The organism is Arthrobacter sp. P1_D4 (assembly GCF_056406115.1).
Window position 1 is genome coordinate 250,911 of record NZ_JBFUAU010000016.1, and the last position, 8,129, is coordinate 259,039.

General features: G+C 66.8%; 10 protein-coding genes. 7 read left to right on the forward strand and 3 right to left on the reverse strand.

The window, feature by feature from the left end; genetic code table 11:
* Positions 1-53: 53 nt before the first annotated feature.
* Complete coding sequence (locus AC1D0A_RS16670) at positions 54-410, forward strand: nuclear transport factor 2 family protein (protein WP_476946329.1); 357 nt, start codon at positions 54-56, stop codon at positions 408-410.
* A 21-nt stretch (positions 411-431) separates the two neighbouring features.
* On the opposite strand, the gene AC1D0A_RS16675 is transcribed toward AC1D0A_RS16670, so the two are convergent.
* Positions 432-1,094: a LysE family translocator gene (locus AC1D0A_RS16675; protein ID WP_028277561.1), complete on the reverse strand. Its 663-nt coding sequence runs from the start codon at positions 1,092-1,094 to the stop codon at positions 432-434.
* A gap of 117 nt (positions 1,095-1,211) precedes the next feature.
* Between AC1D0A_RS16675 and AC1D0A_RS16680 the strand changes: the two genes are divergently transcribed.
* Positions 1,212-1,667 carry an Lrp/AsnC family transcriptional regulator gene (locus AC1D0A_RS16680; RefSeq protein WP_079555658.1) on the forward strand — a complete coding sequence of 152 codons (456 nt, stop codon included), beginning with the start codon at positions 1,212-1,214 and terminating at the stop codon, positions 1,665-1,667.
* A 14-nt stretch (positions 1,668-1,681) separates the two neighbouring features.
* On the opposite strand, the gene AC1D0A_RS16685 is transcribed toward AC1D0A_RS16680, so the two are convergent.
* Entirely contained in the window at positions 1,682-2,140 is a 459-nt protein-coding gene (locus tag AC1D0A_RS16685; protein WP_176803545.1) for an Lrp/AsnC family transcriptional regulator, read from the reverse strand.
* A gap of 333 nt (positions 2,141-2,473) precedes the next feature.
* Between AC1D0A_RS16685 and gluQRS the strand changes: the two genes are divergently transcribed.
* From gluQRS to AC1D0A_RS16700, 3 genes are read left to right on the forward strand one after another with little or no spacing between them, the layout of a single operon-like run.
* Positions 2,474-3,421 carry a tRNA glutamyl-Q(34) synthetase GluQRS gene (gene gluQRS / locus AC1D0A_RS16690; protein WP_476946330.1) on the forward strand — a complete coding sequence of 316 codons (948 nt, stop codon included), beginning with the start codon at positions 2,474-2,476 and terminating at the stop codon, positions 3,419-3,421.
* A gap of 9 nt (positions 3,422-3,430) precedes the next feature.
* The gene (locus AC1D0A_RS16695) at positions 3,431-4,114 is read left to right on the forward strand and encodes an HD domain-containing protein (RefSeq protein ID WP_243178052.1); all 684 of its coding nucleotides are present in this window, start codon (positions 3,431-3,433) and stop codon (positions 4,112-4,114) included.
* 2 nt (positions 4,115-4,116) lie between these two features.
* Entirely contained in the window at positions 4,117-5,118 is a 1,002-nt protein-coding gene (locus AC1D0A_RS16700; protein ID WP_476946331.1) for an NADP-dependent oxidoreductase, read from the forward strand.
* On the opposite strand, the gene AC1D0A_RS16705 is transcribed toward AC1D0A_RS16700, so the two are convergent.
* Positions 5,108-5,731 carry a transmembrane-type terpene cyclase gene (locus AC1D0A_RS16705; RefSeq protein ID WP_243178050.1) on the reverse strand — a complete coding sequence of 208 codons (624 nt, stop codon included), beginning with the start codon at positions 5,729-5,731 and terminating at the stop codon, positions 5,108-5,110. The two genes, AC1D0A_RS16700 and AC1D0A_RS16705, sit on opposite strands and share 11 nt — an antisense overlap.
* Before the next feature lie 183 nt (positions 5,732-5,914).
* Here AC1D0A_RS16705 and exaC point away from each other — a divergent pair, with 183 nt between their 5' ends.
* Entirely contained in the window at positions 5,915-7,438 is a 1,524-nt protein-coding gene (exaC, locus tag AC1D0A_RS16710; protein ID WP_476946332.1) for an acetaldehyde dehydrogenase ExaC, read from the forward strand.
* Between the two features lie 88 nt (positions 7,439-7,526).
* Positions 7,527-8,114, forward strand: a complete 588-nt coding sequence (locus AC1D0A_RS16715) for an adenylate kinase (RefSeq protein WP_476946336.1) — start codon at positions 7,527-7,529, stop codon at positions 8,112-8,114.
* Positions 8,115-8,129 lie beyond the last annotated feature (15 nt).

The following is an 8,129-nucleotide window of genomic DNA, read 5'->3' on the forward strand; positions in this document are numbered from 1 at the left end:
TCCACGTATCCACTACTCTTGCGGGCCCCTGGGGCGCGGAGTACAAACGAGGCATGAGAGATGCGGTGGAGCGCTGGATGCAGCACTACATCACGGCGTGGACGACGAACGATCCGGAGGACATCCGGGCGCTGTTTACCGAAGACGCCATCTATGCGACCAGCCCCCAGGAAGCCGAACCGTGGCAGGGCCGGGACGATATCGTGGAGCACTGGCTTGCCGGGCGTGATGAGCCGGATGACTGGATGTTTGAATGGAAGCTGCTGGGGGTCGACGGCGGCCGGGCGTTTGTGCAGGGCCTGACGACCTATCGCGGCAACAGCCGGAGCTATGACAACTTGTGTGTCATCCAACTGACCGCGGACGGCCGCGCGTCGTCCTTCACCGAGTGGTACATGCAGCGCAAGTAGCCCCAGGGCGGATTCGCGCCCTCACCCGTGCGTCATGGCTGCGCTGAGGGCGGGCACAATCTGCTCGGCGAGCAGCAAGGCGCCCAGGGCCAGCATGATGATCCCGCTGGCCAGCGTCACTTGGCGCGCTGCGCCCGGCCTGGCCTGCAGCAGTTTCCGCGCCAGGAGTGCCACACAGCTGTAGATGACGCCCACGAGCAGGATGAAGGTCAGCCCGAGCAGACCCGACTGGACCGGGACCGGCCACGCGGCGTCAGGGCTGACGAACTGCGGCACCAGGGCCACGAAGAACAGCAGGCCCTTGGGGTTGATTCCGCTGATGCCCATGCCCTGGAGGAAAACCCGGAACTGGCTCGCGGGTGTGGCGGCACCGGGAGCAGCGGTGCCGGTGCTGAAGCTGGCCCCGCGCCAGGACCGCAGGGTGCTGAAGCCCAGCCACAGCAGGTAGAGGGCGCCCGCCGCGGTCAGCCAGCCCAGCACGCCGGGCATCCCGGCGAGCAGTGCCGCCAGGCCCAGCACCAGCAGCGCCGTGTGGAGGGCGTAGCCCCCGCAAAGACCGGCGACGGCGGGCGCGAAGCTGCGCTGCCGGAGCCCGGCCGCGATCGAATAGGCCCAGTCGACGCCGGGGGTGCATGCCAGGGCGACGGCGACAACCAGGAAGGCGAGGAAAAGCTGGGGGTTCATGGCGGGCTCCAGGAGTGCGGCACCCCGTGGCGGGTACAAGAAAAACTCTAGGCAAATTCGGCCGGGAAGTGCTCGCTTATTTACTGAAGAATCACCGCTATCGGGTAAGATAATTGCGTGATTGACGCCATTGACAGAAGTATTTTGCGCTACCTCAAATCGGACGGCCGGATGACTGCCACGGCCCTGGCGGCCAAGGTGGGGTTGACCGTGGCTCCGTGCCATCGCCGGCTGCGGGATCTGGAGGCCGCCGGGATCATCCGGGGCTACCGGGCGGATATTGATCCGGCCGCGGTGGGGCTCGGTTTCGAGGCGATCGTGTTCGTGACCCTGCGCCAGGTGGACCGTTCCACCATGGAGATCTTCGAGAGCCGGGTGGCCGGCAATCCCAACATCGTCGAGGCCCAGCGGCTCTTCGGGTCGCCGGACTACCTGCTCAAGGTCATCGCGGAGGACCTGCCGTCCTACCAGCGTTTCTACGACAGTGAACTGACCTCGCTGCCCGGCGTCGAGCGCCTGACGTCAACGCTGGTCATGAAGAACCTGAAGGCCAATGCCGGGCCGCCGGTCTAAACGCGGCCGCCTGCTCAGGCGCCGAGCAGTCCCGTGGTCCGGTAGGGAATGACCTCGCGCAGGAACATGCTCGTTGAGGTCCGGACGATTCCGGGGCACAGCCGGATTTCCTCGGACACGCGGTAGAGATCGTCCGGGCTCTTGGCCACCACCCGGATCAGGAGATCGGTATCGCCGGCCGGGGCATGGCATTCGAGCACTTCCGGGATGTTGCGCAGGGCGGCGATTGCCTCGTTGAGGTGGCTCTGGTCCAGTTCCGCGCTGACCGCGGCCGCCACGCCGCGGCCCAGGGCGGACGGCAGCACCCGGCTGCTGTTCGGCCGGAGCGCGCCCGACGCCGACATCCGCTCCAGGCGGGACTGGACGGTGCCGCGGGCCAGGCCCAGCTTTTGCGCCAGCACCATGACCGGCACGCGGGGATCTTCGTCCAGCGCGGCGAGGATCCGCCGGTCCGTCGCGTCGAGCTCCTGCAAAATGACTACTTCCTGTTCGCGGCCCGGGCTGTGGTTGATCAGATTGACTACTCTGGGGCAGGTCCGTTGCATCAACTGTAGGGCTTCTGCTCAAATAGTGACAACAAGGGGACGAGGCCACCGCCACGATCCCGAAGGCTACGGACATCCCGGCACACCACCCGGACCCCGAACGAGGCTCCCGCAAGGAACCAGCCGCTGATTGACTCTTGTTCACGCATCGTCTTTCCGCACAACGCACTCGCGGCAAGAGCCCCTGAGCCACCGACGTCGGATTTCCCGAAGTCATCGGTAGCTGAGGGGCTCTTGTGCTGCTCCGCATAGGCTAGTCACATGACCTCAGCTGGCCGCTTCGCCCCCAGTCCCTCCGGCGAACTGCATGTGGGCAACCTCCGGACGGCCATCCTGGCATGGCTGTTCGCCCGGTCCGGGGGGCGGCGGTTCCTGTTGCGGGTGGAGGACCTGGACCGTGCCCGGGCCGGCGCCGAGGCCGAACAACTCCGCGACCTGGCGGCGATCGGCGTGAGCTGGGACGGCGGCGTCGTGCGCCAGACGGAGCGTGAGCACCTGTATGACGGGGCGATCGCGGAGTTGACGGCGGCCGGCCTGACCTATGAGTGCTTCTGTACCCGCCGCGAAATCCAGGAGGCCCCCTCGGCACCGCACGCTCCGCTGGGCGCCTACCCGGGAACGTGCCGGAACCTCAGCGGCGCCGAGCGCGAGGCCAAGCGGGCCGCCCGGCCGCCGGCTGTCCGGCTCCGCTCCACCGTGGCCGAGGCGACGGTGTGGGACGTGCTCCACGGCAGTTACACCGGGGTGGTCGACGACTTCGTGCTCCGGCGCAACGACGGCGTGACCGCCTACAACCTGGCCGTGGTGGTGGACGACGCCGCGCAGGGCATCGACCAGGTGGTCCGCGGCGATGACCTGCTGCCGTCCACGCCGCGCCAGGCATATTTGGCCTCGCTGCTCAATATGCCTGTTCCGGAATATGCGCATGTGCCGCTGGTACTGAACGCCGACGGTGCCAGGCTGGCCAAGCGCGACGGCGCCGTCACGCTCGCCGACCTGGCGTTGGCCGGGGTGGGCGCGGACCAGGTCCGGGACACTTTGCTGGACTCCCTTGGCCTCCCGCCGGGCCGCCTCGACGATGTCCTCGCCGCCTTCGACCCGGCCGCCCTGCCCCGCGAGCCCTGGGTGTGGCCCAGGGTGCCGGGAGCGCACAAGGGGGCGCATCCGGGAACCGGCCTGCGGGCAGGGACGGACAGCCGCGGCGCGTAGGCTGGATTCATGACCGAGCCCGCACACCCCCAGCCCCGCTTCACTGTCGAGACAGCCAAGGTCCTGGCCGAGGTGGCCCACAACCGCCAGAAGGACAAGCTCAAGCGGCCATACCGGGAGCATGTGCTCGCCGTCGGGGACGCCCTGGCGGACTTCGACGACGACATCCGGATCGCCGGGTACCTCCACGACATCGCGGAGGATACCCCGATGACGCGGCAGGCGCTGCTGGACATGGGGGTCTCCGAGCGTGCCGCGGACATCATCGAACGGGTCACGAAGCGCCTGCATGAGAATCCGGACGACTACCAGGCCGGCATCCGGTACATCGCCGAGGACCACGACGCCACGCTCGTGAAGATTGCCGACAACGCGCACAATTCGCTGCCCGAACGGGTCAAGGCGCTGGCCGAAAAGTGGCCGGACAAGCCCCCGGTCACCCGCTATGATGATGCCCGCCCGGTGCTCTACGCCGCCGTTCCTGTCGAGGAAACCCGGAAAATCCTGGCCCGGATCAATCCCTGGCTGTTGAACGAACTCGACGACATGCTCGACGAGGCGGACGACACGGACTACGAGTTCCTCTCCTATGACGTCCCCGCAGCAGACACGGCAGCAGACGCTGCAGCAGCAGACGCGGAAGCTGCGCCGGGCGATGCTCCGGCCGGCGATACCGGGTCCGCACGGGACTGAGCATGCGCGCCTACGTCCTCACACGCTACGGCGGCCCGGACGCCATGGAACTCCGGGATGTTCCGGATCCCCAGCCCGGCCCGGGCGACGTCCGGATCAAGGTCGCCGCGGCCGGGCTGAACCCGGTGGACTTCAAGTTCCGCCGGGGCGCGCTGCGGCCCATCAGCCATGTCCGACTGCCGATCGTTGCCGGCTGTGAACTCGCCGGGACGGTGGAAGCAATCGGACCTGGGCCCAACCGCTTTTCCATCGGCGACCGCGTCTACGCCCGGGTGGACAAGGCCAGGCTTGGAGCCTTCGCCGAGCTGGTGTGCGTGCAGCAGGAATTGGTGGCCGCCATGCCGGCGTCGCTCGGATTCGCCGAGGCCGCAGGACTGCCGCTGGCCGGGCTCACGGCGCTGCAGGCCCTCCGCGATGAACTTGCCGTGGGCCGCGGCACCCGGCTCTTCATCTCCGGCGGCGCCGGCGGGGTGGGAACACTCGCCATCCAGCTCGCCAGGTATCTCGGCGCCCAGGTCACCACCACGGCATCGGCCCGCGGCGAGGTGCTGGTGCGCCGGCTGGGGGCGGACGCCGTCATCGACTACAACCGGGATGACTTCTCCGCGGTACTGCGCGGGTTCGACGCGGTCCTGGACCTGGTCGGCGGCGTGACCCTCAGGGATTCCTTCCGCATTCTTCGGCCCGGCGGCAGGGTGGTATCCATTGCTGGCGTTCCCGAGCCGCTCACCGCGACGAAAGACCTCGGCTCGCCGCCGATGATCACCGCCGCGTTCTGGCTGATGAGCATGGGCATCCGCCGCCGCGCCCGCAAGGCGAAAGCCAGCTACCGTTACCTGTTCATGCACCCCAGCGGGGATGATTTGCGCACCCTGGCGGCCCTCGTCGACGCCGGCCACGTGCAGCCGGTCATGGACCGCACCTACCCGTTCGCGGAAATTGGGGGAGCCTTCGCCGCGCTCGAACAGGGCCACGCCAAGGGCAAGATCGTCGTCACCCTCTAGCGGCTCCCGGCTGGCGGGCCCGCCACAGCAGGCCGATGTAGACCAGGTCAAAGACGCTGCAGAGCACCCCCACGCCCAGGATCAGGGGCGAGTTGCCGTACCAGCCCAGCGCGATCGTAGGCGCGAGGGTACCGACCCACTTGGCCACGGCGATCAGCAGGGTCTGGCCGCGGGTGCCGGCCCGGGCGGCGAACATGGCGATGAACAACCCGGACATCAGCAGGTTCTGCAGGAACGCCGCGTAGCGGGCCGCGTCGTCCCAGCCGAACTGGACGACGAACAGCAGCTGTACCGCGAAGGACGTGACGCCCAGCAGGAGCGCCCAGCCGATAAACAGCCGCCGCGTCACCCAGGCCGGCAGCTCGGAGCGGCCGAACTTCAGGAAGGTGTACACAATCACGACGTCGGCCAGGCCCCACGCGATATTGAAGACCCCCTGGGCGGTGATTCCGGTCGCGATGGAGCGCGTGGCGTAGATGGCCTCCCAGGCGAAATTCAGGGCCAGCGCGGCGGCCGGGATCGCGTAGCTCCGGTCCTTGAAGCCGATCCGGATGGCATCGACGTAGACCACGGTCCAGGCCAGGCCGCTCACAACCGTAAGAAACAGGATCACGGTCCCTCCTCGCATGCGCAGGCGTCAATTTGTGCCGACACAGCGAGCATATCGATGGCTGGCAGAGGCCGCTCAGCGGAAGGTCAGGGAGCAGCAGACGGCCCCGTTGCAGCGTGGCCGCAACCTTTGAAGTTCTAGGCTTGCGGCCAGGACGAAGACGTCTGTTTCCCATGAGGAGTAACCATGACTGTTTATGTCCAGCCCGGCCAAGAAGGATCCAAGGTCCAGTTTAAGGACCGCTACGAGAACTGGATCGGCGGCGAATGGGTGGCTCCTACTACCGGCCAGTACATCGAGAACGTCTCCCCGGTGAACGGCAAGCAATTCACTGAGGTGGCCCGAGGCGCAGCCGCCGACGTTGAGCTGGCGCTTGATGCCGCCCATAAAGCCGCTCCCTCCTGGGGCAAGGCCTCGGCCACCGAGCGCGCCGCCGTCCTGAACAAGATCGCCGACCGCATCGATGCGAACCTGGAGATGCTCGCCGTCGCCGAATCCTGGGACAACGGCAAGCCGATCCGCGAAACCCTCAACGCGGACATCCCGCTCGCGGCGGACCACTTCCGCTACTTCGCCTCCGCCGTCCGGGCCCAGGAGGGCAGGCTGTCCCAGCTCGACGACGACACCACGGCCTACCACTTCCACGAACCGCTCGGCGTCGTGGGCCAGATCATTCCCTGGAACTTCCCGATCCTGATGGCCGTCTGGAAAATGGCTCCGGCCCTGGCCGCCGGCAATGCCGTCGTCCTCAAGCCCGCGTCTAATACCCCGGCCTCCATCCTGGTGCTGGCCGAGCTCATCGCGGACCTGCTGCCCGCCGGTGTCCTCAATGTGGTCAACGGCTTCGGCGTCGAGGCCGGCAAGCCGCTGGCCTCCAGCCCGCGTATCCGCAAGATCGCCTTCACCGGCGAAACCTCCACCGGCCGGCTGATCAGCCAGTACGCCAGCCAGAACCTGATTCCGGTCACGCTGGAGCTCGGCGGCAAGAGCCCGAACATCTTCTTCAACGACGTCGCCGACACCAATGACGCGTTCTACGACAAAGCCCAGGAGGGCTTCACGCTCTTTGCCTTCAACCAGGGCGAAGTCTGCAGCAGCCCGTCGCGCGCCCTCGTCCAGGACGGCATTTACGATTCCTTCATGGCCGACGCCGTGGCCCGCACGCAGCAGATCATCCAGGGCAACCCGCTGGACACCACCACCCAGATCGGTGCCCAGGCGTCTGTAGGCCAAATGGAGAAGATCCTCTCCTACATCGACATCGGGCTCCAGGAGGGCGCCAGGATCCTCGCCGGCGGGAACCAGGCACAGCTCGACGGAGACCTGGCCGGTGGCTTCTACGTCCAGCCGACCATCTTCGAGGGCAACAACAAAATGCGGATCTTCCAGGAGGAAATCTTCGGCCCTGTCGTGTCGGTGGCGCGGTTCAGCGACTACAACGACGCCATCAGTATCGCCAACGACACCCTCTACGGCCTCGGCGCCGGCGTCTGGTCCCGCAACGGCAACGTCGCCTACCGCGCCGGCCGTGAGATCCAGGCCGGCCGAGTGTGGGTCAACAACTACCACACCTACCCCGCCGGTGCCGCGTTCGGCGGGTACAAGTCCTCCGGCATCGGCCGCGAGAACCACGCCATGATGCTGGACCACTACCAGCAGACCAAGAACCTGCTGGTCAGCCACTCAGAGAACAAGCTCGGCTTCTTCTAAAGCCGATCAAGGGGCCGCCGCTACAGCGGCGGGCCCCTTGACGCACCCTTTCAACGACGGCACCACGAAGGACTCACAAATGACGAGAATGTTGATTATTGGCCCGCCCGGATCCGGCAAAGGCACCCAGGCGGAACGGATATCCGAGCGCCTCGGCGTCGTTGCGATCTCCACCGGCGACATCTTCCGAGCCAACGTCAAAGGCGGAACGCCGCTGGGGCTGGAAGCAAAGCAGTACATCGACAACGGCGACTTCGTCCCGGACAGCGTGACCAACAAGATGGTGCGGGACAGACTGCTGCAGGAAGACGCCACGTCAGGCTTCCTGCTGGACGGCTACCCGCGCACCACATGCCAGGTTGACGAGCTGGACGACATTCTGGCGTCCGTAGACCAGGTTCTTGACGTCGTCCTGCAGTTGACTGCCGACGACGAGGAACTGGTCTCCCGTCTCCTGCACCGTGCCAAGGAAACCGGGCGGAGCGACGACAACGAGGCCGTGATCCGCCACCGGCTGGACCTGTACCACGGGCAGACGGAAGCTGTGGTGGCGAAGTATGCCGAGCGCGGCATACTGGCCCAAGTTGACGGCTTGGGCGGGATCGACGACGTCACAAACAGGGTGATACGGAGCCTGGAACATCCCGTTCAGACCTCCGTCGTGAGCGGACGCTAGCACTGACGACGACGA

Bases quoted from the DNA above. Each gene is read 5' to 3' on its own strand.
- AC1D0A_RS16670 (WP_476946329.1), top strand. From the start codon at position 54: ATGAGAGATGCGGTGGAGCGCTGGATGCAGCACTACATCACGGCGTGG.
- AC1D0A_RS16675 (WP_028277561.1), bottom strand. From the start codon at position 1,094: ATGAACCCCCAGCTTTTCCTCGCCTTCCTGGTTGTCGCCGTCGCCCTG.
- gluQRS (WP_476946330.1), top strand. From the start codon at position 2,474: ATGACCTCAGCTGGCCGCTTCGCCCCCAGTCCCTCCGGCGAACTGCAT.
- AC1D0A_RS16695 (WP_243178052.1), top strand. From the start codon at position 3,431: ATGACCGAGCCCGCACACCCCCAGCCCCGCTTCACTGTCGAGACAGCC.
- AC1D0A_RS16700 (WP_476946331.1), top strand. From the start codon at position 4,117: ATGCGCGCCTACGTCCTCACACGCTACGGCGGCCCGGACGCCATGGAA.
- exaC (WP_476946332.1), top strand. From the start codon at position 5,915: ATGACTGTTTATGTCCAGCCCGGCCAAGAAGGATCCAAGGTCCAGTTT.
- AC1D0A_RS16715 (WP_476946336.1), top strand. From the start codon at position 7,527: ATGTTGATTATTGGCCCGCCCGGATCCGGCAAAGGCACCCAGGCGGAA.